Source organism: Gloeotrichia echinulata CP02, from assembly GCA_038087035.1.
In the GTDB taxonomy this organism is placed as follows: domain Bacteria; phylum Cyanobacteriota; class Cyanobacteriia; order Cyanobacteriales; family Nostocaceae; genus Gloeotrichia; species Gloeotrichia echinulata.
In genome coordinates, this window is the sequence record CP051187.1 from 5,815,774 (window position 1) to 5,839,823 (window position 24,050).

The following is a 24,050-nucleotide window of genomic DNA, read 5'->3' on the forward strand; positions in this document are numbered from 1 at the left end:
TTGAGTCTCGGATTCACTTACTTGGTGTATTCTGTGATTCAGACCCTTTTGTATTTGTTGGATCTGATGATGATGGTGTGCTTTCCATGTTGTTTTGTTGTTGAGCAACCCGTGAATCTGATGCATTTTTACCCTGTGCTGGAACGGTTAGTCCCAATATTCCACCAATAACTAATGCTCCCATTTCAAAATATTTTGAACAAACAGGATTATCTCTCAAGATGATTTTGGCTTGACTTCCAGTAACTGAAGGAGGTTCCTGAATTACACAAATCTTATCGCTTTTCAAAGTTATTAAAATACCACCGATAATCACAACCAAGACAATCACCGGACGCATTCCATTATGGTCTAAAAATTTAATCACAAAATTACCCATAATTATTCTACACCATCTTAGAATGAAGAAATTTATTATAAATAATACCATAATTTTTTTGACTCGCAAATGTACGTTATAAAACGTAAAATTATCCGCATTAGACATCTCCGAAAAAGAATATAAAAGCCTTGTGTCGTCACGGTCGATACTTCATTTCTGGAGATGTCTATTTATCAGCGTACATCTGCGGTTAAAAAATCCTACCTAAATATTAATGCACCAACTCAATTGCTCGCTTAGTCAACGCCTCTGCAGTCAACCCATTAAACGCCATCAATTCACCCGCACTCGCGGTAGTTTCCCCACGCTTCCAAGCGAAAGTATCACGGCGAGAATTACTCCTCAACATAATAGGTTCCAGCATCGCCGCAGCACCACCAGTAACACCAATTAACGCATCACCGCCAAATAATTCGGCAAATTTATCATCATCTAAAAAGCCACCATCGGGTTCTGAACAAGTATCCCAAGCAACATCATTAGGACGATATAAACGACGAGGATTAATAATAGAAACAATCTTCACCCCAATACCTTCAGTTTCCAAGAAAGCTGCAGCTTCAAAGACGGGAATTAATGTCATATCGCCAATCACAGCAAACACAACTTGTTTCCCACCACCAACTTCATGTAATAACACCGCGCCATCAATTAAACCTTGGCGAGTTTGTTCTAAAGTGGTGCGAATTGGTAAGGGTGATTTACTGGCTGTAATCACAATTCCCTTATTTTTTGTTTGCAAAGCCCAGTCATAAGCAACTTGGATACTGTTAGCATCAGGGGGGAATAATGGGAAAACATTTCCAGTTCTCATCAACGAAGCAAAGTAAGCTTCAATTTCTGGTCTTTGGTGTGTCCAACCATTACGCCCTTGCTCTAATGCGCCTGCAGTAAATAATGTAATTGTTGAAGGAGTTTGACGGCGTAATTCTGCCATTGCTTGGGTGACAGTTTGCCAAATTGGTAAACCATTGATGGCAAAAGATTCGTAAGAACACCACAAGGTTCTTGCACCCATTAAGGATAAACCAGCGGCTAATCCTGCACAAGCATCTTCACTTAATGGTTCGTAAACTTGTCCGTTTGGTGCTTGGTTATATAAGTCGTCGGTTGTGGGGTGAATAATCTTTAATGCTTGGTTAATATTGGCGATTCCTGATGCTTCGTTTCCGTCGGCGTTGGTGACGAGGAAATTTGGATCTTTCTTTCCAACTATTCCCACTAATCTTCCCATTGCGGTTGTGGAAACTTTTGGATCTCCACCTACTGTATATTCTTCTAATGGTAATTCGCCGATTTCTGGTAATGGTAATTCAAATTCTGTGACTACTGTTTTACCAGCCGGTCCACCACCGGCGCGTTCGGCGTTGGTGCGGACTGTTTGCCAAGCTGCTGCTGATAAAGCGCGGGTTTGCAAGGCGCTGATGATATGGGGCGCATCTAAGGTATCTTTAGGATAGAGGTTGTGTGATTTTGAACCTGTGGCGTGAACCCCTGCACCTTTGAGTTGTTTGATGATGAAGACGGTAAGCTGTCCATTTAAGGCAGATTTTGCAGCTTTATCGACAGCAACGAGTACGGCTTTGGTAAATTCTAGGCGTTTTTGGAAGGAGAAGACGGTACTGTCAACGTAATCGCCTGGTTGATTTTGGTCGTCGAATTCTTTCGCGTCTACTAATATTACTTCGGTGAAACCGTTACCTTTCCAGTAGGCTATCATCTCTTCGTTAGTTTTCAGAGATACCATACTATGGTGTTCTTGGCTATAACCATTCCACACCAGCACCGGTAAAAAGTTGGTGACGGTGGGGTAAGCGGTGTTAAAGTGCGCCATCGAACTCATAATATAGGGTTCCCCTAGTCCACCGTCGCCCACGGTGAAGGGAAATAATTTATCTTTGTGCAATAATGCAGCAGACATGGCAAAGTGTTGTCCTTGTCCTAAAGGCCCAGCAGGTGCGAGAATACCGGGCATGTAACCGGAAAGGTGTCCTAAAAGTCCATGCTTTTCCCGGAAGCGATCGCGCAATTGTTGGACTGTAAAGATTCCCATATCTTCCAACGAGCGATCCAGAAATATGGCACTATAAAATCCGGGGGCGTGGTGTCCGACTTCGGTGATAATGTTCTTGTATCCCAACATGACAAGCGCTGCATAAGCTTCCGCTTGACTAGCAAATCCCCCAGGATGCCCAGAGGCTTTACTACCGGTGATTTGTAACGTCAGGTAACGTAAAGCATCGGCAGCGAGTAAAGTTTGATAGACTGCAGATGGCTCGCTCGGATCGGCGATCGCTACTTTACCTGATTCGATAGCAGGAGTTGCACCATAGATTTCAAAACCCGGTAACGCTTCCCCAAAATATTGGATTCCTTCACAAAAATCGGGAAGCGCTGAAGATGCTTTTGGTTTTATTGCCGTCATGCTGAGTACCTTATAAGTAAGAGGAGCAACTGTAGATGCTCGTCCAAGTTAACAAAGATTTTACAACTTTCAGGTTGTCACAGCTGATAGCTATTTTGCAATCTTAAGGATAAGTACAGTTAATATTTCTTCAAAAAAATTAATTTACTTTTTGCCATTTCTTTGGCACAACAGAAGAGACTCTGCAAAAAAAAGGCTATGAAACTGCCAAGTAGTCCTACATCCCTTCTGGTGTGCGATCGGCAATGCAAATTATCACCATGCGGGTAATTATGCAAGCCGTGTTTGGACTATATGCAGGAAAGCGCGCCGAAGAGTTAGAGAAACTTCTCGTTGATAACGTCAAGGCTGTAGCTGCTACCGACTGCGCGAAACACCGAATTGTTAAGGCTGTAGCTGATAACGTCAAGGCTGTAGCTGCTACCAACTGCGCGAAACACCGAATTGTCAAGGCTGTAGCTGATAACGTCAAGGCTGTAGCTGCTACCAACTGCGCGAAACACCGAATTGTCAAGGCTGTAGCTGATAACGTCAAGGCTGTAGCTGCTACCAACTGCGCGAAACACCGAATTGTCAAGGCTGTAGCTGATAACGTCAAGGCTGTAGCTGCTACCGACTGCGCGAAACACCGAATTGTCAAGGCTGTAGCTGATAACGTTAAAGCTGTATAGCGTTTCTCGCCCTAGTGAGGTACATCGGTAAGGGCACGGCAGTGCCGTGCCCCTACATCGCGTGATACAATTTTGTACCTCATCTGAATAGGAAGTGCTATAGCTGCTGCTGTGTGCGCGAAACACCCAATTGTCAAAACAAAAATGAAAAACTGCACCCACGGATCGGAGTTTTTCATCTTGATTTCATTTTGGGCTGTCAAAATATATATGAAATCAAAAAAATATTAATTGATACTTATGCATTTCCCCAATCTCAACCATAGCCTCTTGGCATTGACATTAGTAGTCACCTCTATTTCTACCACTGTATTAACCGCCTGTTTCCCAGCGACATCCCAATATCAAAACCACCAAGAAAACATCACCAATACCAGCGACAAGCAACCGATGCATCATGGTGGTATGAACCACAATATGATGGATTTAGGCACAGCCGATGCTAACTATGATTTAAGATTTATTGATGCGATGATTCCGCACCATCAAGGTGCAATAGAAATGGCGAAAGCCGCGCAGCAAAAATCAAAGCGTGCGGAAATTAAAAAATTAGCGGAGGAAATTATCAAAGCCCAAAATCAAGAAATTACCCAGATGAAAAACTGGCGTCAAACTTGGTATCCCAAAGCCTCAAATAAACCAATGGCTTATGATGCTCAACAGCAAAAAACCATAGAAATGTCATCGCAGCAAATGCAAGCGATGACGATGAATATGGATTTAGGTGCTGCAGATACAGAATTTGATTTGCGCTTTATTAACGCCATGATTCCTCACCATGAAGCTGCCGTAATCATGGGTAAAGATGCTTTGCAAAAATCTCAGCGTGGGGAAATTAAGAAATTAGCTCAAGGGATTATTAAAGCACAAAATACAGAGATTAACCAAATGCAGCAGTGGCGCAAAGCTTGGTATAAGCAGTAATATAGTGTGGGAGCAATTACAGCAATTTTCATGCAATAACCACAGATCCGCGTAGGGGCGCAAGGCCTTGCGCCCCGGAAGATTATCGCTGCAGTGCGAAAAACAATACTATAATTTCACTGAAAATCCCCGCCAGCATTCCATAAGCTGCTGAAGTAGCGCCGCTATGTTGGGTAAAAATCAGACTTGCACATATTAATAGTGTAAAAGCTGCAGCAATTAGTGTGGCAATATTAATCAACCAGTTCTTTCCCCGATGGATAAGTAGCCCTTGAAAGGTGTTTTGCAATGCCAACAGCAGGGGTAAACATGATAGTATTTGTACAACTGGACGAGTTGCGGCTACAAGGGGTGGATTATTCCCCAAAAACTGACGCAGTAACCACAATCCTGTATCTGTAAAGCCCAGAAACAAGGGTATTAAGGTAAAACTTAACCCCACAATAGCGACAAAAGTCATAAGTGTCCGCTTGGAAGTTTCTTTTTCAGCAGTAATCACCACTTGTTGAATCATTCGTGTACCGTTGGCAATGGACAGCATCAATCCCCAAGCAGCAGGCCATACAGCAAGTGCTATACTACCATCAAATGCGCGAGCAACCAGACTCAAAAGTATTGCCCTTGCACCCCAAACTACCAGCATTGTTGATGCTAAAGGCAGATAGTAAAGGGTGACACTGAGGAAGGTTTGCGGAAGTTTGGTATTTTCAGGCTCTATTTGCTGGTTAAGAATAAATATAGCTCCAAGACGCAGACAAAACCATGTCACCATTACTGCTTCAATGATTACGGCACCTATCATGGTGATACCTGCAAGTAATCCCCCATCAGTGCCGACAGTGACGCCCACTGTCAGTGCTACAATTACCCATGTGAATCGTCCAATACTTCCCCATCCTACGGCTATGCTTTTGTGAGCGCGAATCAGTATTCCCTGAAAAAATCGCCGCCAAGCAATGACGAAAGGCCAGAGGAACATTAACACGAAAGTAGTTCTCCCCCGTGTCGCAATCAAGGGAGTAACGCCAAATACATCGAAAAGTAGCCAATTATATAAAGGCTCCCAAGTCAGCAATAGCAAAATACTACTCAGAAGTAGCCCCGCAGTTACTGTAAAATGCCATAATGCACGCCGAGATTTGGCTTGTCCTCCCAGGGCAGTTGAGGCATGAAGTATCATGATAATGGGGCTTTCCAGAAATATAGCCACCCCTTTGACTACCCCTACTCCGGCTAATGTCTCTTCAGGGAATGGAAGACGACTGAGTGCAGCTGTCTGCAGCGGATCACCTAGAGTCATTGCCACATCTGACAGAGAAAGCGGTATAAACTGTGACAATAACATCAATAGCGATCGCTTGGGAAGTGCGTTGTTACCTTCCTGTTGCTGGTAGGGTGAGGAATTCATAACTTGTTTCAATACAATATAATGAGCTATAGGACTTTTGATTTTTGAAATTCACGTAGTTAGGGCTATGCCCACCTTATCCTGGTTATGGTGGGGAGAAAACGTAGGTTGGGTTAAGCGTTCGCGGAGCGTTCCCGTAGGGTAGCGCAACCCAACAAAGCCACGTGAATGTTTGGGTTGGGTTTCGATTGGGTTTCGTTCCTCAACCCAACCTACAATTACTGGTTATGGTGGGGAGTTAAGCGAAGCGCAACCCAACAAAGCCACGTGAATGTTTGGGTTGGGTTTCGATTGGGTTTCGTTCCTCAACCCAACCTACTAACTACTAACTGCTTTACATAGTTGATGATAGCTACTTAAAAATACACAGGACTCAGTGAGGCGATCGCATCATCAAGATGCTCCCCCTCTTGCAGGGTAAATCCATGACGGGAAAGCCAATGGGCATCATACACTGTTTCTAGATATCTATCCCCTCGGTCTGGGTTAATCATGAGAATTCGCGCCCCAGCACCCATTTCACTGGCTAAATGCAAACCAGCTGCGACAATTGCGCCTGTGGAAGCACCTAAAAGCAATCCCTCACGACGTGCTAGCTGATGACAGACTGAGTAGGCGAGGATTTCCGGTACTATGTAAGCACGATTCAGCAGTGAAAGCTCCAGATTAGGTGGAAAAAACGATAACCCAATCCCCGTCATTTTGTATGGTTTGGCTGGCGTTCCCATAATCACAGATCCTTCCACATCAACGCCAACAATCCGCAGTTGAGGAAATCTTGGGACAAGATAACGCGCAATTCCCATGATTTGTCCAGCGGTGCTAACACCAACTACTACTGCATCGAGTTCATCACCAAAGTGAGATGCAATCTCACGGGCAGTATAATATGAATGTGCTTCCGTATTTAAAGGATTTAAATGCTGACATGGATACCATGCATGAGGAATCGTTGCAGCTAACTCTCTAGCTTTTTTCATCCGTGCCTTCTGCATCGAGCCTGATTCATCTGCTTTATGAAGCGGTACATCTACAAGTTCTGCACCATAGGCTTGGAGCATCCTTCTAAAGGGTGGCGCAGTTTTTGCATCGACTACAATAATAACTCGATACCCCCTTACTGCTCCTACCATTGCCAAACCAACGCCGAAATTACCTGAACTTGACTCGATAATCGTACCACCAGGTACAAGTAGCCCCTGTTCTTCGGCGCGTTTGACAAGGTAAACTGCATTTTTCTCCTTAATAGATCCTCCGGGATTACAACTTTCTAGCTTGATTAAGCATTCAGAGATATCACATATAGGGGAAATATTTCTGAGTTTGACAATCGGCACATTTCCAATGGCTTCTGTCACATCAGCCGCAGTAATCTTTTTCCATCTATTATGATGGTGTAATTGAGAGTTAGAAAAGTTTTCGATAGATGAGTATTGTACAAGCTGATTCATATTAATTCCTCAGAAAAATTAGAAAATAGGATAAATTATCGCGTCTGCTTGCTATTGAGCAACGCTACAAGTCTTGATATGCATGATGGAATTGACCTACTTTTTTATCTTGGAGGATAAATATGAAATCAAGATGAAATTTGCGGTGTTGCTGATTAAGAATATTAATTTAGTTCACACAGAGGCGCCCAGAGTAAGAGTTTGGGACTTGCAAATAAAAAAATATACAATTGTAGGGTGCGTCAGGAGGGAGAAACTCCTGACATAGCCAAAAATTATTCGTATTGTGGATAATTTAATTTCTGAAAGTCCCTTTGAGAGATAATTGTGAAAATGTTATGCGGGTATTACTAGTAGAGGATGAACCAGATTTGGGTGCTGCTATTAAGCGCACTCTTACTCAACACAAGTATTTGGTGGATTGGGTAGTTGATGGGAATGAAGCATGGATGTATTTAGAAAATAGCTTTGCACAATATACAGTAGGGATTTTTGATTGGATGATTCCGGGTATTTCTGGTTTAGAATTGTGTGAAAAACTGCGCCGTAGACATCTCACGAATTGCGGACACCTTTAGCCGCAACGCAAGCAACGGTAGAATCAGCACTGATGATATCCCAAGGGGATGAAATAGAGACGCAGGAGATTTTACGAACCATACACCGTCAAAATCAGCGACTCACAACTTTGGTAGGAGATTTATTGTTACTGGCTCGCTGGGATCGACAATCTCTGCCGATGCGGTCTGAGGTATGCTGTTTGAATGATATTGTCAACGACTTAATCGAAGAATTTGCAGCGTTGGCGATCGCCTCTGATATTACACTCACATCTGTAGAACAGGTGTCAACTCCTCTCAATGTCTTTGGTAATCAAAACCAGCTTTATCGTTTGTTGTCTAACTTAATCATTAATGCCATTCAATATACGCCCTCAGGTGGTAAAGTAGTTGTGTGCTTAGACCGCAATGACTATCATGCTGTGATTCAAGTTCAAGATACAGGTATTGGGATTCCAGCGCAGGAGATACCGCGAATCTTTGATCGCTTTTATCGAGTCAATAGCGATCGCTCTCGCAGTACAGGTGGTTCAGGATTAGGATTAGCGATCGCTCAAGCTATTGTTCAAGCACACCACGGTAGCATAAATGTGCAAAGTGAATTAAATAAAGGTAGTATTTTTACTATTAAATTACCCCTCGATATCCCTCCCCTTAATAGTGTTCGCTCTATCTTCTCCTTGAAGAAGTTGTATGGGCGTTTACATCAACTGACTAAACTCTTTGATAATTTTAGTCCGAGCTACTGTAAGACAAATACCCTCATCTTACACTGGGATTACCAGTTAAAATTATCAGCCCTAGGGTGCGTCAGATCTAACTATTGAAATACATTTGTAGGGGCGCCAGGCCTGGCGCCCCTAACCTTTTACTGACTTGGATATTTTTTTAATTCCAAATCCCTGACACTGGGCTTTATAGTTAAAATTATCAGATTTAGTAGACCCTAAGTTTTGATAATTGTCAAGGATGTAAATTTTTTCAAAGCTTGTCATAATTAGTAAGCTACTTGATTCCAAAATTAAACATATGGAAGAATATGATATTGTGATGATCGGTGCAGGACATAACGGACTAGTTTGTGCAGCATATTTGCTGAAAGCTGGTTATAGCGTCCTACTGCTAGAAAAGCGTTCCGTCCCCGGTGGCGCCGCGACAACTGAAGAATGCATTCCCAAAGAAGCGCCAGGATTTAAATTTAACTTGTGCGCCATTGACCACGAATTTATCCACCTTGGTCCAGTTGTCGAAGAATTAGAACTGGAAAAATACGGGTTGGAATATCTAGAGTGCGACCCAGTTGTTTTTTGTCCCCATCCTGATGGTAAGTATTTTTTAGCTCATAAGTCCCTAGAAAAAACTTGTGCGGAAATTGCCCGTTATAATGAACGGGATGCCAAAAAATACGCCGAGTTTACAGACTATTGGCAGCGGGCATTGGGTGCAATGATTCCCATGTTTAATGCTCCACCAAAATCAATTATAGATATTTTTGGTAACTACGATATCAAAAAACTCAAAGATTTATTTTCAGTTATTGGTTCACCAAACAAAACGCTGGACTTTATTCGCAACATGTTGACCAGCGCTGAAGATTTAGTTAACGAGTGGTTTGATGAGGAATTTCTCAAAGCACCTTTGGCAAGACTAGCATCAGAATTGGGTGCGCCGCCATCACAAAAAACCATTGCCATTGGTGCAATTATGATGGCAATGCGTCACAATCCTGGTATGGCCAGACCTCGCGGTGGTACTGGCGCACTTGTGCAAGCTTTGGTAAATTTAGTCAAAAGCAAAGGAGGCGTGATTCTCACAGACCAGCATGTAGAAAAAATTCTGATTGATAATAATAAAGCCGCTGGTGTCAGGGTTGCTGGTGGTAAAGAATATCGCGCTAAATATGGGGTAATTTCTAATATTGATGCCCAACGGTTATTTTTACAAATGACTGATAAAAGCGATATCGATGCAGTCGCTCCCGATTTATGGGAGAGATTAAAACGCCGCATCGTTAACAATAATGAAACTATCCTCAAGATAGATTTGGCTTTAGATGAACCCCTACGCTTTCCATACCACGACCACAAAGATGAATATCTTATTGGCTCAATCTTAATAGCAGATTCTGTGGCTCACGTTGAACAAGCACATAGTAAATGTATCTTGGGAGAAATTCCCGATGCTGACCCATCGATGTATATTGTCATGCCTAGCGCCCTTGACCCAACTTTAGCACCACCAGGTAAACATACATTGTGGATTGAATTTTTCGCCCCTTATCAAATTGCAGGTGCTGAAGGTACTGGTTTAAAAGGTACTGGTTGGACGGATGAATTGAAAAACAAAGTCGCAGACAGAGTAATTGATAAATTGGCAACTTATGCACCAAATGTGAAACAAGCAACCATCGCCCGTCGCGTTGAAAGTCCAGCAGAATTAGGAGAAAGATTAGGCAGTTATAAAGGGAATTATTACCACATTGATATGAGTTTAGATCAGATGATATTTTTCCGTCCATTACCAGAAATAGCTAACTACAAAACACCAATTGAGAATTTATTTTTAACTGGTGCGGGAACACATCCCGGCGGTTCAATTTCCGGAATGCCAGGTCGTAATTGTGCCAGGGTATTTTTGCAAACTAAGCATCCAATTTCCCAAACTTTGAAGGATGCGAGGGATTCGATTAAATCAACTGTTGGGTCGGTGTTCGGAATTTATTAGCCAGCTAAGTCATACTTATTACCGATGACAAACTTCACGAAAAACTGGTGAAATAAATTTAGTTTTGCCCATGCAGGAGTCATGACACACCGCGTTTTAATACTTGGAGGACGGGGACGAATTGGTAGCAGTGTTACCCAGGATTTAGCCACCCACACCCAGGCACAAATCACAATCACTGGACGTTCCCCTCTTACCCAGGGGGCTATCAGTTGGCCAACGACCGGACAAATACGGCTTTTGGTGTTAGATTTGGCGGAAATTGACAAATTGCGAGAGGCGATCGCCAACTCTGATTTAGTCATCCATTGTGCAGGCCCTTTTCATTACCGAGACACCAATGTTCTGCAAATTTGCATTGAACAAGGCGTTAATTATGTAGATGTCAGTGACCACCGTTCCTACACCAGCAAGGCTTTAAATTATCATCAACAAGCCGCCGCTGCTGGGGTAACGGCGATTATTAATACTGGAATTTTTCCCGGTATTTCTAATAGCATGGTACGTCAGGGAATTGAGCAATTTGACCAGCCAGAAAAGGTGCATTTAAGTTATTTAGTTGCTGGTTCTGGTGGTGCTGGCGTCACAGTCATGCGGACAACTTTTCTGGGATTGCAACATCCTTTTAAAGCTTGGATAGGCGGTAAATGGCAGTTAGTTAAACCATATTCTGATAGAGAAACAATTGAATTTCCGCCCCCCTATGGACGCAGTGGCGTTTACTGGTTTGATATGCCAGAAACTTTTACAATGCCCAAATCTTTCCCATCAGTGAAAACAGTAATTACTAAATTTGGTTCAATTCCTGATTTTTACAATCATCTAACTTGGATGACTGCACATGTATTTCCTAAATGGTTAATTCAGCGTGATAGCATGATTGAATTTTTATCTCATGTCAGTCATTTTATGACCGGCTTCACCAACCCTTTTACGGGGATTGGTGTAGCAGTCCGCGCCGAAGTTACAGGACAAAAAAATGGGAAAACAGCCATTTATTGTGCAAATTTAGAATATCAAAACACAGCATTAGCTGCAGGTTGCGGTGCAGGTAGTATTGCTCAATTCTTGCTAGAAGGTAAACTCAAAAAACCAGGAGTATGGACTGTAGAAGAGGCTCTGACCACAGATTTATTTGTGCAAGCTATGCAAAGTCGAGAAATGAAAATTACAGCCAGTTACAATTACGACCCTTGATTTATAATCGCCAGGGAACTTTTATTTTTTCACCAAAAGCGTGCAGGATATAGACTTTTTGAACTAAAAAAATATCCTGAAAATTAAAAACCTGGGAAGACAAGCACAATTCTTCCCAGGTTTAAATATAAACATCAAGTATTTTTGACATACTTCCTCTTCCTAAAGGAGCGAGGATTCCTTGACACTTCGCTGGGTTGCGCCACAAGTGGTCTTACCATCCCTCCATGTCCGTTTAAAGTCTCCCAATGCCCTATGGCGACTATACCTGAATTTTATGATAAAGCCGTCCTAGAAGGACGGGGCTTGAATCCCATTTTTTTTGTCAATTTAAACTGGCACAAACCTACAGAATACCCCAGAAGTGTAAAACTCCCTTACCGGAGGACAGTTCGATTAAAATTGCAGCCAAAAACCCAATCTGAGCCAAACGACCATTCCACACTTCCGCTTCGGGAGTGAAACCCCAAGCCCAAGCATTACGGTCTTCCGTTACAGGTGCATTGACTTTTTTTGTTGTTGTATCTGACATGATTAGTAATCTCAACTACGATTATTAAGGTTTGTAACCTTATGCTAACAAGTGTAACGTATTTTTTACAAAAATTCCATATTGTGGTAATTTTCCGGTGACTTTAAATTCAGTAGATCGGCAAAGTGCTTTAAAACCCTTGCTAGGTCTGACCTGGTTCATCACATTTCCCCGATTGTCAGAATCACGGATTGATACGGATTAGTAGATTACACGGATGATGAAGATGAAGCAGATGTGTTATTCTTGAGATTATTTGCTCAAACAATTTCGCCCCATCGCCACCCGACATGAAAAACCTGCAATTATGTGGCTATAACGATGGCGTAAAGTTTTTCAACATAAACACACGTCACTAGTTATAATTTCCTATATGTTGAAAAAACTCTTAAGATTAGCGTAACAATTACAATAGAGTAGAAATTACGCTTCTCTGAAACCGACCAGCTAAAAACCACATTAGGAGGACTATCTATGGCGCTTGTACCATTGCGGCTGTTGTTGGATCACGCGGCTGAAAACGGTTATGGCATCCCAGCTTTCAACGTTAACAACTTGGAGCAGATTCAGGCAATCCTGAAGGCCGCTGTAGAAACAGATAGCCCTGTAATTTTGCAAGCTTCTCGTGGCGCTCGTGCTTATGCAGGAGAAAACTTCCTGCGCCACCTGATTTTAGCAGCAGTAGAAACCTATCCTCAGATTCCCATTGTCATGCACCAAGATCATGGCAATGCTCCTTCTACTTGCTACTCAGCAATTAAGAACAACTTCACCAGCGTCATGATGGATGGTTCGCTGGAAGCTGATGCTAAGACCCCCGCAAGCTACGAGTATAACGTCAATGTTACCCGCGAAGTGGTAAATGTAGCTCATTCCTTGGGTGTCAGCGTTGAAGGTGAACTCGGTTGTTTGGGTTCTCTAGAAACTGGTGCTGGTGAAGCTGAAGATGGACATGGTTTTGAGGGTACACTCGACCACTCCCAATTGCTGACCGACCCCGACCAAGCTGTTGACTTCGTAGAACAAACTCAAGTAGATGCTTTGGCTGTTGCTATTGGTACAAGCCACGGTGCTTACAAGTTTACCCGCAAGCCGACTGGCGAAATTTTGGCAATCAGCCGGATTCAAGAAATTCACCGCCGTTTACCCAACACCCACTTGGTAATGCATGGTTCTTCTTCTGTGCCAGAAGATTTACTGGCACTGATTAACCAGTATGGTGGTGCAATTCCTGAAACCTACGGCGTACCTGTAGAAGAAATCCAAAAAGGAATCGAAAGCGGTGTGCGTAAGGTAAACATTGACACCGACAACCGTTTGGCGATTACTGCTGCGGTACGTGAAGCTTTGGCAAAAAATCCCAAGGAATTTGACCCTCGTCACTTCCTCAAGCCTTCTATTACATATATGCAGAAGGTTTGCTCTGAACGCTATAAGCAATTTGGTACCGCTGGTAACGCTAGCAAGATTAAGCAAATTTCTTTAGAAGATTTTGCTGCTAAATACGCTAAGGGCGAACTTAACGTTGTTACCAAGGCCGCTGCTAAGGTTTAATTTTGCCACAAAATCAGTAGGAACATAGCACTGCTATGCTCCGATCAGACTGCAAATTTTCATGATATGATCTCAACCGGGTGACAAGTTCCCCGGTTTTTTGTCTTATTGATTGAGAAACTTGCAAAAAATATAGCAGGGGACTGGGGACACAACGACCGCTCAGTGCATCGCTGGGTTACAAGTCTGATTGTGTCTAGGTTTTATCATCAGTTAATGTCCTAAGCACTTTGGCGGTTGCTATAAATTATCCCAACCAAATTATTTGTACGATTGATGGCGCCTATTTTCTCGGGAGGGTAATTTGGGGCCTCCCCAAGCTTGGGCGATCGCCTCTTTTAATTTTGATTGACCAAAGCGCGAAACTGCCAATAAATTTTCTGATGCGCCGGCAAATCTCTCATCAAGATCGTTCATAGTTAATGCTAACTGATAGCCTGCTCCAGATACCAAATTAGCTACGCGAGGGTCATATTTGCCTACAGGATAAGTAAAGTAGCGGATATTCAGACCCAATTGTGTCTCTAGAATATTCTTGGACTCGACAATTTCCTTTTGCAGTTGCTCATCTGGTAGTTTTGTTAAATCATTTGGATGGGTGACGCTATGAGAAGCGATGGTGACTAAGGGGTTAGCAGCCATTTCCCTGAGTTGTTCCCAGTTTACATGGGTTCTACCAACATTATTGCCTACTCCCTTGATATAAATCGAAAATACAGCCGGATATCCGTATTTTTTCAGCAGTGGATAAACATATTCATAGTGTCCCCCATAACCATCATCAAAGGTTAACAGAATTGGTTTTTCTGGTAGTGGGATTCCTGTTTGCAAATGGGTCATCAGCAAATCAAGACTGATGGGGGTAACACCTTGGGCTTTTATTAGCTCAAAATGCTCTTCTAATTCACTAGGAGTAACATCAAAAAATACTTCTTTCGTTGGCAAAATATCATGGTACATCATAATCGGTACTCTTGCCAGCTTTGCCTGTTCATTAATGCTTGGCCAAGGACTTCGCTGGAAAAAAGCCAGAACATAGGGAGAGAATGTTTCAATGAGTGGCTCTAAGTAAGGATTCGGCTGTTTTGACAAAGTTGATATCATCGCCAAAGTACTTACAAAACTAGCAACTCTATCATTTATTACGAGATAATCACTATAGGCATCTTCCTTTAGCGACCAGCTTTTGAGCGTCGTCAGATTAACATTTGAAGATTCGGCAATTGCAACTCTGGGTAAGAATCCGGTAACAGCACAAACTACCCAGAGAAAAGCAGAAAAAATATGGCGTTTCTGATGTAAATAAGGTACGAATTTATCTGTGTTCATCTGTGTTTATCTGTGGTTTATCGGTTTTTTCATGCCTTCCACTCTGTTGCCAATTCCTAGATGCTAATGAAGAATCGTTGTAGTAAACCACAAAAATTTTGCTCTTTTGTGTAGGGTAGGCATTGCCCACAAAACCCCGGATGTCCTTGGCATTGCCTAGCCTACAAATATTACCTACTTTTCAAAATTAATGTGGTAGACTAGAAATAGTTAGGATTTGCCGTTTTTGGTTTTAGGGGTTTCCAATAAGCAAGAGAAATTAGTCATAGATGATGGCGGTATCAGAGCTACAGCATGGGGTACGGGACGAGGAACATAACCTACTAAAGATTCACCTTTGTAAGCCAGAGAAGTACTCGCACCAGAATCAAGCATCACCGCGTCACGCAGTCCGGCTTTGACTAAGATCTCACCCAAACTTACCGAGTCAACTGGTTGTGTAGATACACCGATTGTTGGTTGTCCAAGTTGGTTAATCCCCCAAAAAGCTCGATGACGCGCTACATCAGCACCATAAAGACCATTAAAGCTTTCTTTAGAAGCTGGTTGACGGTTTTTGACTAACCATGCTCCAGCCACAAAAGCATCGGTAAGATTAGGCATTTCGGCTTGTATTCCCTCTAAGGTGTTGTGCTGGGCAGGGTTAAATGGTATATAACGTACTGCTTGGGGACTAATCACCACCAGAGGCCGTCCAGTTAATTTCTGGTTTTCACTATTGTTACCAGGAATAAATTGGTTATTAACCTGGCTCAACACTGGGCCAATGATGACATTAGAAGTTAAGTATTTCAAAGAGAAAAAGGTGCCGTCTACAGCCGCTATAGCATTAGTGCCACTTTTGGCTAACAATTCTGGCAGCTGATAACGACTATCAGCATGAATGGTGATTGGTTTACCACCTTTAATTAGGATTAGCGGAATTTGATCGATAGTCGTTTCAGTCAATTGTACAGGATTTGTAAAATTAAAACCTGAGTTCAACACAGGTAAGACAATTTCTTGCCAGATTTGGACCATTGCCAAATCTAATTTCGATTCACCAAAGCCATTACGATCTAAGTGAGTTAACATATCAGCACCAAAGGTGTCAATTAGTGCTGTAACCCTTGTTTGTGGTTCGCTAATCCAAGTAGATATTTCCACAGAAGCGCTTGCTACAAGAGCAACCTGCTGATGTGGCTCTAAACTTTCACTGCAAATTTGTTCCTTAGTCTCGCTGACGGTGGGAGATTCCGCAACAGCAATCTTGGAAGATAAATGTAATGAACTATATGAACTCAAAAATAGCCACAAAAAATGAGCGATAATTATTCGACATTTGCCTAGAGGGCTACAAATCTGATGTTTGTAGTCTGGATTACTATTAGTAGAATTTAACGACATACTTCCTTGTTCATAACAATTCAGATTTATAACCGAAATCTTACTTCAAGAAAAAGACAATGCTTATACTTTAACTTTTATTAATTAAGGAAAAGCGAACAATGTTTTAAGCCTTGTTCAAGTTTGAGACAGGGACTGGGGACACTTCGACAAGCTCAGTGCATCGCTGGGGACTGGGGACACTTCGACAAGCTCAGTGCATCGCTGGGGACTGGGAATTGGGAATTGGGGACACTTCGACAAGCTCAGTGCATCGCTGGGGACTGGGGACTGGGGAGTAATGACAAATGACCAATGACCAATGACAAATGACAAATGACAAATGACAAATGACAAATGACAAATGACAAATGACAAATGACAAAAGTTCAATAGCAGGGGGAGATGAGGGAGAATATTTCATCCCCTTCATCCCCCCGCTGTGCCCATCCTTTTTAGGTTAAAATACTCGATGTTGCAGGGAGGGCATTTGACGGCGGACTTGTTCGAGACGTGTGGGTTTAATTTCTGCGATCGCAATTCCTGGTTGTTCGCCAGCATCAGCTAAAATTGCGCCCCAGGGGTCGATAATTACCGCGTGTCCGTGGGTGTAACGGCGACCATAGTTATTACCGGTTTGAGCGGGAGCAATCACATAGGCGGTATTTTCAATCGCCCTTGCTTGTAGTAATACTTGCCAGTGGTCTTTCCCCGTGAAAGCAGTGAAAGCTGCTGGTACAAATATGACATCTGCTCCCTTGTCTGAAAGATGGCGGTACAATTCAGGGAAGCGGACATCATAGCAGATAGAAAGTCCTATATTACCCAGTTTTTCCGAAAAATAGACGGGGGGTAGGAGCTTACCAGCCATCACAGTGCTGGATTCTTGATAGGTGTTACCGTCGGGAACATTAACATCAAATAGGTGTACTTTATAATAGCGAGTGAGTTCTTCTCCGTTGGGGTCAATGAGGAGGGTGGTGTTGTAAACTTTGCCCGTATTGTCTACAGGAAGTGGAAAACTACCACCGAGAATCGTAATTTGATAGCGCTGCGCCATTTTTTTGAGAAATATTTCCGATTCATGGGCGATCGCACCCCCTTGAGCCTGTTTGTCGTTTTCTTCTCCCATAAAAGAAAAGTTTTCAGGTAGTCCCACCAATTCAGCACCTTGACGCACAGCCAGATCGATTAATTCCTCCGCCTGTGCTAAGTTTTTCTGTAGATTGGGCACACTGGTCAATTGAATAGCGGCTGCTAAATAAGACTTCATAGATTCAACAAACAGTGGATTTGTTCAGGATAGATTCTCAAATATATCCTTACTTCAAGGGCTGTGGAGCTTAATTAGAATTGCTTGACGTTCTCACCGCCCTAAAAGTGCGGTGATTCCAAAAATTACTTTTTAGGTTTTCTCTTTCAGCGACAAACCTTAAAATCAACTATCCATTGCTGGCAATGCTTAAACCAATTAACCGTTCAATAGAACCAATTAACGAGTCTAACTTAGTCGATCCCAGAGGGCTACATCTCCAGAGACTTACTAGAATATGCAATCTAGCGTTTTCGTGCGCCCCACGATACGTTAACAGACAAGAATATTTTGTTTTCTGGCTGGTGGTACTCTGTTGATTTCCCTAGCTTTGATTAGACTCGTTTTCGCCACCGAGTTGTCTTTATTTTTTCCCGACCTATCGTGTCTGACTCAACAATTGAGTCGTCCTGTATCGGCGGATATTCTACCTGAGACAAAACAATTTTACCAAAAAGCCGTCCTAGAAGGACGGTGGCTCTAGACCCAGTTTTTTTTGGTATACAAGAATAAATTATTTTTCACAAAAACTTTTCCCCAATCCCCAATCCCCAATCCCCAGCGATGCACTGAGCTTGTCGAAGTGTCCCCAATCCCCAATCCCCAGTCTCTTGTGCTACTTCCGCACGCTTCCCGCATGACAATCCCGTAACCAATCGTTAATTGCTTGGGCGATCGCACTTTTGCTGCTATCCCGTGCTGGCGATGGTGGTTGTCCTAATTGAGACACATCAGATCGAGTAAACATCATCACCAGACGCCAACCATTTTTTGTTTTTGTCAAAAACAGCCGATGAAATTGCTGTAATTCCACCGCTTTTCCACCTATATACTGCCGTTCTAAAGTAGTAAAGAAAACCTGCTCAACTCCAGAAGCAGCACTTTTTTGTAAATCTAAAGTAGACTCATCAGGATTCAGGGGTAGGGGCGTAAACTCCGGTCTACCCGCCAGCAGCATATAGCTGTAAACTTCATAACCTCTACTGCGGCGGCGGGCGCGTTGAGTGGTGCGATTAGTATAGCTAGGTAAATTACGCAACAACTCTGTAGTTAATGCTTTTAAATTTTCTTCAGGGCAAATAACTTTCACTCCCCTCTCTGGTTGCCCAGAGGGGCTGGGGGTGAGGTTCTGCGATAATGCGGTGTTATCAAAGCTATTTGCTACCAACCAGAAGCCACCAGCCATCAAACAAATTTTGAATTTTGAATTTTGAATGTTGGAACTTGCTCCTACCTTCATGTCACCAAAGTCAACTCCTCACAAATCCTCTTCCAGGCTAACTCAGGTTCAGCAGCAGTGGTGATGGGACGACCAATGACGAGGTAATCGGCGCCGGCTTTCAAAGCTTGGGATGGTGTAAGCGATCGCTTTTGATCTGTCTTATCTGCCCAAGTGGGACGCACTCCTGGACAAACCAACAGAAAATCATCCCCGCAAGTTTGCCGTAATTGCGCCGCCTCTTGGGGTGAACAAACCGCCCCATCTAACCCCGCCTCTTTCGCCAACAACGCCATTTCTAGAGCGTATTCTGGCAATTCTATGGGTATTTTCAACTCAAACGCCAACCTTCTAGCCGAAATACTCGTTAATAGAGTAATTGCAATCAATTTCGGCGGTTTCACCCCCGCTTGTGCCGCCCCTATTTGTACCGCCTCAGATGCAGCCAACAGAGCATCTCTACCACAAGTAGCGTGAATTGTCAATAAATCAACGCCATAACCAGCCGCAGCGCGACAAGCACCAGCGACTGTATTGGGGATATCGTGAAACTTTAAATCCAGGAAAATGCGCTTTTGCCTGGATTTTAGCACCTCCAGAATTGAAGGACCTGTGCTAGTAAACAACTCCAAACCCACCTTCCAGAAACCGACTTCGGGAAGTAGATCCACAAGGGCGATCGCACTTTTTTCATCCGGCACATCCAAGGGGACAATAATTCTATTTGTCATTTGTCATTTGTCATTTGTCATTACTCATTACTCATTACTCATTACTCATTACTCCCCAATCCCCAGTCCCCATTAAGGAACTAAGCGGACGAATTTATTTTTACCCACTTGCAAAACTTTACCATCTAACTCAATTGCAGCGGCGAAACTAGTATCAACATCAGAAATGCGATCGCCATCTAGACGCACCCCACCTTCCTGAATTTTTCGCTTACCTTCGGCGCTACTTTTGCACAAGCCGGTGACGTTGAGCAGATAAGCTAACTTGACGGGGAACTGTGAAATTTCAGCCAAAGAAAATTCGGGAACAGTACCTTCCTTACCACCGCTTTTTGCGGCTTCCTTGGCTTCATTAGCTGCTTGTTCGCCGTGATACTGTTTAACAACTTCCCAGGCTAAAAGTATTTGGCGATCGCGGGGATTTTCTGGCAGTTTATCTAAAGGTAAATCTGTCAACAGTTCAAAATACTGTGTCAGTTGATTATCTCCCACTCCTTGCAGCTTTTGATATTTTTGTGTTGGGTGTTCAGACAAGCCTATATAATTACCTAAAGACTTAGACATTTTTTGCACACCATCAGTACCAATCAAAATTGGTAACAACAAGCCAAATTGAGGCTGTTGACCGAAATGGCGTTGCAAGTCTCGCCCCACAGCAATGTTAAATTTCTGGTCAGTACCGCCTAATTCGACATCGGCTGCGACGGCGACAGAATCATAACCCTGCATCAACGGATAGAGGAACTCATGAAGGAAAATTGGATTCTCTTTTTTATAGCGTTCTGCAAATCCTTCTTTAGCCAACATTTGTCCAACTGTCATCGTCCTGAGTAATTCTAAAATTTTCCCTAAATTTAGACCAGAGAGCCATTCGGAGTTGTAACGAATCTCTAACCGTCCGGGTGTGTCAAAATCCAAAATAGGACGCACTTGATCGAGATAAGTCTGAGCATTTTGCGCCACGTCTGCTGCTGTCAGTTGACGACGCACCTCCGATTTACCCGTCGGGTCGCCAATCTGCGCCGTAAAATCACCAATAATCAGCACCGCTGTATGACCAGCATCTTGAAAAGCTCGCAGTTTTCGCACTGGTATGCTATGACCGAAATGAATATCGGCACCTGTAGGGTCAATTCCCAATTTTACCCTTAAAGGGCGGTTTGTAGCGGCTAACCGCCGTTCGAGACTTTCACTTTCACTGTCAGCATCAGTTGGTTGTGGAAAAATTTCGACGATACCACGACGCAACCAAGTTAAATCTTGAGCCATACTAGGAGATTCATCATTATTAACTATGTTTTCGACTTTAGAAGTAGGGTTAGTTGTGAACACTTGCAATTTGTTCGCTTTCTCATCTGCCAAACTACTATAATTGCAAAAAATCGACCCCCTTGCTTCGCCGAATGAATTACAGTTATATTTACCAGTGAGGAAGTGAAATCGCCGTGTCGTCTAGGACTTTTGAAGACAAGGAGCCATCAAATAAGGCTTCATCAGGTTTTGAGTTTTTGAAAGGAGTAGGTCAGGTAGCTGGCGGAACTCTGCTATCAATTACGATGCTGGCAAGTTCTATTGTAGCCGGAGGACTAGTTGGTTTAGCGATTAGTTTCCGTAATTTGCCAGATGTCAGACAATTACGCAACTTCTTTCCCTCAGAAACCACTTATATTTATGACATTAAAGGCAAACTGTTAACGAGTATTCACGGGGAAGCCAATCGGGAAGTCATACCTCTAGATAGAATTTCCCCAAATCTAAAACGGGCGGTATTAGCCAGTGAAGATGGCCACTTTTACGATCACCACGGGATTAACCCTAGTGGCGTTGGGCGTGCTTTAGTCGTTAACGCCGTAGCCGGTGGAGTGCGCGAAGGTGGTTCTACCATCACCATGCAATTGGTGAAAAACATATTTTTGACTCAAAAGCGTGCCTTTACCCGTAAGATAGCAGAAGCGGTACTAGCAATTCGCCTAGAGCAAATTCTCACCAAAGACCAAATTTTAGAAATGTACCTCAATCAAGTTTATTGGGGTCATAACAATTATGGTGTTCAAACAGCAGCGCGCAGTTATTTTAATAAGTCAGCAGAAACCCTGACCTTGGGTGAATCGGCGATGATGGCTGGTTTAATTCAAGCGCCAGAAGAATTCAGCCCCTTTGCGAGCATGAAGCTGGCCAAACAGAAGCAAAAAGAAGTGCTAGAACGGATGTTAGTCTTGAAGTGGATTACCCAGCAAGAGTATGACGACGCTCTAAATCAAGAAATCAAACTTGGGAAAATCAGATCATTTCAAGGTAGTGCCTTACCTTATGTAACTAATACCGTCGCCCAAGAGTTGGCGAAAAAGTTTGGGCGTGAGGCGCTGCTTAAAGGTGGAATGCGGGTTCAAACCACAGTTGACGCCGACTTCCAAAGAATGGCAGAGGAAACTGTCAAAAAATGGCATGAATCACTCCAAAGTCAGGGATTATCTAAAAATCAAATGGCTTTGGTAGCCATTGACCCCCGCACCCATTTTGTCAAAGCACTAGTGGGTGGCGTAGATTACAAAACCAGCGAGTTTAACCGCGCTACTCAAGCTAAACGTCAGCCCGGTTCTTCCTTTAAGCCGTTTGTGTACTATACTGGTTTTGCCACTGGCAAATTTGCCCCAGATACAACTGTGTACGATACCCCAGTCAGCTATCGAGATGGTGATGGTTGGTACTATCCCAGAAATTATGATGGTAGCTTTGCGGGAGCGATGTCAATTCGCACAGCCCTCGCCCAGTCTCGAAATATCCCCGTGATCAAAATTGGTAAGACGGTGGGGATGAATAAAGTCATCGAAACCTGTCGTACCTTGGGGATTATGAGTCCGATGGAACCAGTGAGTTCTTTACCTCTGGGTGCAATTGGGGTAACACCTCTAGAAATCACTAGCGCCTATGCGACCTTTGCTAATTATGGCTGGCAATCGCCACCAACAGTCATTGCACGTGTAACCGATAGTAGCGGTAATGTGTTACTAGACAACACACCCAAACCCCAACTAGTCCTTGACCCTTGGGCTTCGGCCGCAGTGATTGATGTGATGCAATCGGTAATTACTGAAGGCACAGGTAAAAATGCTGCCATAGGTCGCCCCGCCGCTGGTAAGACGGGAACCACATCCTCAGAAAAGGATATTTGGTTTGTGGGAACTGTCCCCCAGTTAACCACTGCTGTTTGGGTAGGTAGGGATGACAACAGACAATTAGCCCACGGCGCAACCGGTGGGGTGATGGTAGCTCCAATTTGGCGCGATTTCATGGAAAAAGCCCTGAAAGATGTGCCAGTAGAGAAATTCAAGCCACCTTCTGAGTTTCCTCGACCCAAATCGAATTAGAGGGATTGGGGATTGGGGACACTTCGACAAGCTCAGTGCATCGCTGGGGATTGGGGACCAGGGATTGGGGATTAGACAACAATTCTGAACAATGAACAATAATAGTACAATAGTACCTACTCTGGGGGCATATTAATAATCGTAGGGTGCGTGACGCTTCGATAAATATTGTACGCAGTCACAAGAGTTGTGGCGTCACGCACCATTCTTTAAATGTGACACTAGCGTAAGTCCTGAATAAAATTTTTCCAGGCGATCGCATTCAGTAACAGGAAATTCCCAGTCCCTAAGCTTGTTTTTCTAACTCAGTTTTCATCCGTTTTAGGGTAAGATTCATTTGGTCAAACATTTGTTGTGGGGTGACGCCAAACTGACCTAGCTGAGTTTTCATTTGCTCCATAGTCATTTGTGCCATGAAATCTTCTGAAAGCTCGAAGCGCTTCATAAAGATGCGATAGCGATCCATCATGGCTTCCATTTGGTCAATAAACAGCTTTTTGCCCTCGCGGTCAAATTTGCCGTAGTTATTACCTAGCTTAATGAGCGCTTGATAATCGTCAAACAGCTGTTTTGCTTCTTGTTGAACTATATCAGAATCAAAAAATCCCATATTAGTTATATTAATCTGAGTGCTAACACTCAGTAGCCTAAAGTTTTGCCTATATCTTTATTCTACTCTAGGGCATTCAGATAGAGAACAAGCTTCGGTTGCAGTACGGTTAATTACCGAAATTTCAACACTTGACTCTTGCGTGTCAGGAGTTAGAAGTTGGGAGTTAGGAGTGAGCAGTAGCAGCGAACGCTCTGGTAACGTCCGCGTTAACCAGTCCACAGGCTAACATCGTCTAACTGACGACTTTACTCAAATTAATTGCTCCTTCAGTCTCTATTAATACTG

Annotated in this window: 21 protein-coding genes and 2 pseudogenes; 8 read left to right on the forward strand and 15 right to left on the reverse strand. The window is 43.2% G+C overall.

Annotated elements, in window-relative coordinates:
- Window positions 1-13: 13 nt before the first annotated feature.
- On the reverse strand, window positions 14-379 hold the full coding sequence (locus HEQ19_25830) for a hypothetical protein (protein WYM02391.1): 366 nt from the start codon (window positions 377-379) through the stop codon (window positions 14-16).
- Window positions 380-593: 214 nt separating this feature from the next.
- Entirely contained in the window at window positions 594-2,807 is a 2,214-nt protein-coding gene (locus HEQ19_25835) for a phosphoketolase (protein ID WYM02392.1), read from the reverse strand.
- Between the two features lie 245 nt (window positions 2,808-3,052).
- Here HEQ19_25835 and HEQ19_25840 point away from each other — a divergent pair, with 245 nt between their 5' ends.
- Window positions 3,053-3,478, forward strand: a complete 426-nt coding sequence (locus HEQ19_25840) for a hypothetical protein (protein WYL98132.1) — start codon at window positions 3,053-3,055, stop codon at window positions 3,476-3,478.
- Between the two features lie 240 nt (window positions 3,479-3,718).
- Window positions 3,719-4,402, forward strand: a complete 684-nt coding sequence (locus tag HEQ19_25845) for a DUF305 domain-containing protein (protein ID WYM03627.1) — start codon at window positions 3,719-3,721, stop codon at window positions 4,400-4,402.
- A gap of 82 nt (window positions 4,403-4,484) precedes the next feature.
- Here HEQ19_25845 and HEQ19_25850 read toward each other — a convergent pair whose 3' ends face one another.
- Together HEQ19_25850 and HEQ19_25855 are read right to left on the reverse strand one after the other, a co-directional pair.
- Entirely contained in the window at window positions 4,485-5,810 is a 1,326-nt protein-coding gene (locus HEQ19_25850) for a hypothetical protein (protein ID WYM02393.1), read from the reverse strand.
- Window positions 5,811-6,166: 356 nt separating this feature from the next.
- Entirely contained in the window at window positions 6,167-7,261 is a 1,095-nt protein-coding gene (locus HEQ19_25855) for a cysteine synthase family protein (GenBank protein ID WYM02394.1), read from the reverse strand.
- A gap of 338 nt (window positions 7,262-7,599) precedes the next feature.
- Between HEQ19_25855 and HEQ19_25860 the strand changes: the two are divergent.
- From HEQ19_25860 to HEQ19_25875, 4 genes and pseudogenes are all read left to right on the forward strand, one after another.
- A pseudogene (locus tag HEQ19_25860) lies at window positions 7,600-7,812 on the forward strand (response regulator).
- A gap of 2 nt (window positions 7,813-7,814) precedes the next feature.
- Window positions 7,815-8,648: pseudogene (locus HEQ19_25865) on the forward strand (ATP-binding protein).
- A gap of 202 nt (window positions 8,649-8,850) precedes the next feature.
- Window positions 8,851-10,545: a beta-carotene ketolase CrtO gene (crtO, locus tag HEQ19_25870; protein ID WYM02395.1), complete on the forward strand. Its 1,695-nt coding sequence runs from the start codon at window positions 8,851-8,853 to the stop codon at window positions 10,543-10,545.
- A gap of 81 nt (window positions 10,546-10,626) precedes the next feature.
- A complete protein-coding gene (locus HEQ19_25875) occupies window positions 10,627-11,742 on the forward strand; it encodes a saccharopine dehydrogenase NADP-binding domain-containing protein (GenBank protein ID WYM02396.1) in 1,116 nt (371 codons plus the stop codon).
- A 346-nt stretch (window positions 11,743-12,088) separates the two neighbouring features.
- Here HEQ19_25875 and HEQ19_25880 read toward each other — a convergent pair whose 3' ends face one another.
- Window positions 12,089-12,274, reverse strand: coding sequence for a high light inducible protein (locus HEQ19_25880; protein ID WYM02397.1), 186 nt, complete (start codon window positions 12,272-12,274; stop codon window positions 12,089-12,091).
- A gap of 474 nt (window positions 12,275-12,748) precedes the next feature.
- On the opposite strand from HEQ19_25880, the gene fba reads away from it, so the two are divergent.
- A complete protein-coding gene (gene fba, locus HEQ19_25885) occupies window positions 12,749-13,828 on the forward strand; it encodes a class II fructose-bisphosphate aldolase (protein ID WYM02398.1) in 1,080 nt (359 codons plus the stop codon).
- Window positions 13,829-14,089: 261 nt separating this feature from the next.
- Here the strand turns inward: fba and HEQ19_25890 are convergent, their stop codons facing one another.
- The 8 genes from HEQ19_25890 to tyrS form a co-directional block, all read right to left on the reverse strand.
- On the reverse strand, window positions 14,090-15,157 hold the full coding sequence (locus HEQ19_25890; protein WYM02399.1) for a polysaccharide deacetylase family protein: 1,068 nt from the start codon (window positions 15,155-15,157) through the stop codon (window positions 14,090-14,092).
- A gap of 210 nt (window positions 15,158-15,367) precedes the next feature.
- Window positions 15,368-16,543, reverse strand: coding sequence for a phosphodiester glycosidase family protein (locus tag HEQ19_25895; GenBank protein ID WYM02400.1), 1,176 nt, complete (start codon window positions 16,541-16,543; stop codon window positions 15,368-15,370).
- Between the two features lie 193 nt (window positions 16,544-16,736).
- Complete coding sequence (locus HEQ19_25900) at window positions 16,737-16,946, reverse strand: hypothetical protein (protein ID WYL98133.1); 210 nt, start codon at window positions 16,944-16,946, stop codon at window positions 16,737-16,739.
- 36 nt (window positions 16,947-16,982) lie between these two features.
- The gene (locus HEQ19_25905; GenBank protein ID WYM02401.1) at window positions 16,983-17,795 is read right to left on the reverse strand and encodes a carbon-nitrogen hydrolase family protein; all 813 of its coding nucleotides are present in this window, start codon (window positions 17,793-17,795) and stop codon (window positions 16,983-16,985) included.
- 560 nt (window positions 17,796-18,355) lie between these two features.
- Window positions 18,356-18,478: a hypothetical protein gene (locus HEQ19_31365; GenBank protein ID WZI67024.1), complete on the reverse strand. Its 123-nt coding sequence runs from the start codon at window positions 18,476-18,478 to the stop codon at window positions 18,356-18,358.
- Window positions 18,451-19,074: a hypothetical protein gene (locus tag HEQ19_25910; GenBank protein WYM02402.1), complete on the reverse strand. Its 624-nt coding sequence runs from the start codon at window positions 19,072-19,074 to the stop codon at window positions 18,451-18,453. The genes HEQ19_31365 and HEQ19_25910 overlap by 28 nt, the downstream gene beginning before the upstream one ends.
- Window positions 19,071-19,784, reverse strand: coding sequence for an orotidine-5'-phosphate decarboxylase (gene pyrF, locus HEQ19_25915; GenBank protein WYM02403.1), 714 nt, complete (start codon window positions 19,782-19,784; stop codon window positions 19,071-19,073). The genes HEQ19_25910 and pyrF overlap by 4 nt, the downstream gene beginning before the upstream one ends.
- Before the next feature lie 72 nt (window positions 19,785-19,856).
- On the reverse strand, window positions 19,857-21,053 hold the full coding sequence (gene tyrS, locus HEQ19_25920; protein WYM03628.1) for a tyrosine--tRNA ligase: 1,197 nt from the start codon (window positions 21,051-21,053) through the stop codon (window positions 19,857-19,859).
- A 176-nt stretch (window positions 21,054-21,229) separates the two neighbouring features.
- Here tyrS and HEQ19_25925 point away from each other — a divergent pair, with 176 nt between their 5' ends.
- Window positions 21,230-23,152 carry a transglycosylase domain-containing protein gene (locus tag HEQ19_25925; GenBank protein WYM02404.1) on the forward strand — a complete coding sequence of 641 codons (1,923 nt, stop codon included), beginning with the start codon at window positions 21,230-21,232 and terminating at the stop codon, window positions 23,150-23,152.
- Window positions 23,153-23,438: 286 nt separating this feature from the next.
- Here the strand turns inward: HEQ19_25925 and HEQ19_25930 are convergent, their stop codons facing one another.
- Window positions 23,439-23,762 (reverse strand): DUF1825 family protein, encoded by a 324-nt coding sequence (locus HEQ19_25930; protein ID WYM02405.1) that lies wholly within the window; start codon window positions 23,760-23,762, stop codon window positions 23,439-23,441.
- Window positions 23,763-23,819: 57 nt separating this feature from the next.
- A complete protein-coding gene (locus tag HEQ19_25935; protein ID WYM02406.1) occupies window positions 23,820-23,984 on the reverse strand; it encodes a hypothetical protein in 165 nt (54 codons plus the stop codon).
- Window positions 23,985-24,050 lie beyond the last annotated feature (66 nt).

What these genes read in the sequence shown, in the direction of transcription:
- HEQ19_25840 (WYL98132.1), top strand. Translation starts at nt 3,053, where the DNA reads ATGCAAATTATCACCATGCGGGTAATTATGCAAGCCGTGTTTGGACTA.
- pyrF (WYM02403.1), bottom strand. Translation starts at nt 19,784, where the DNA reads ATGACAAATAGAATTATTGTCCCCTTGGATGTGCCGGATGAAAAAAGT.
- HEQ19_25900 (WYL98133.1), bottom strand. Translation starts at nt 16,946, where the DNA reads ATGAAATATTCTCCCTCATCTCCCCCTGCTATTGAACTTTTGTCATTT.
- tyrS (WYM03628.1), bottom strand. Translation starts at nt 21,053, where the DNA reads ATGGCTCAAGATTTAACTTGGTTGCGTCGTGGTATCGTCGAAATTTTT.
- HEQ19_25855 (WYM02394.1), bottom strand. Translation starts at nt 7,261, where the DNA reads ATGAATCAGCTTGTACAATACTCATCTATCGAAAACTTTTCTAACTCT.
- HEQ19_25830 (WYM02391.1), bottom strand. Translation starts at nt 379, where the DNA reads ATGGGTAATTTTGTGATTAAATTTTTAGACCATAATGGAATGCGTCCG.
- HEQ19_25845 (WYM03627.1), top strand. Translation starts at nt 3,719, where the DNA reads ATGCATTTCCCCAATCTCAACCATAGCCTCTTGGCATTGACATTAGTA.
- HEQ19_25835 (WYM02392.1), bottom strand. Translation starts at nt 2,807, where the DNA reads ATGACGGCAATAAAACCAAAAGCATCTTCAGCGCTTCCCGATTTTTGT.
- HEQ19_25880 (WYM02397.1), bottom strand. Translation starts at nt 12,274, where the DNA reads ATGTCAGATACAACAACAAAAAAAGTCAATGCACCTGTAACGGAAGAC.
- HEQ19_25905 (WYM02401.1), bottom strand. Translation starts at nt 17,795, where the DNA reads ATGAAGTCTTATTTAGCAGCCGCTATTCAATTGACCAGTGTGCCCAAT.
- HEQ19_25890 (WYM02399.1), bottom strand. Translation starts at nt 15,157, where the DNA reads ATGAACACAGATAAATTCGTACCTTATTTACATCAGAAACGCCATATT.
- HEQ19_25850 (WYM02393.1), bottom strand. Translation starts at nt 5,810, where the DNA reads ATGAATTCCTCACCCTACCAGCAACAGGAAGGTAACAACGCACTTCCC.
- HEQ19_25875 (WYM02396.1), top strand. Translation starts at nt 10,627, where the DNA reads ATGACACACCGCGTTTTAATACTTGGAGGACGGGGACGAATTGGTAGC.
- HEQ19_25895 (WYM02400.1), bottom strand. Translation starts at nt 16,543, where the DNA reads ATGTCGTTAAATTCTACTAATAGTAATCCAGACTACAAACATCAGATT.
- fba (WYM02398.1), top strand. Translation starts at nt 12,749, where the DNA reads ATGGCGCTTGTACCATTGCGGCTGTTGTTGGATCACGCGGCTGAAAAC.
- HEQ19_25910 (WYM02402.1), bottom strand. Translation starts at nt 19,074, where the DNA reads ATGAAGGTAGGAGCAAGTTCCAACATTCAAAATTCAAAATTCAAAATT.
- HEQ19_25930 (WYM02405.1), bottom strand. Translation starts at nt 23,762, where the DNA reads ATGGGATTTTTTGATTCTGATATAGTTCAACAAGAAGCAAAACAGCTG.
- crtO (WYM02395.1), top strand. Translation starts at nt 8,851, where the DNA reads ATGGAAGAATATGATATTGTGATGATCGGTGCAGGACATAACGGACTA.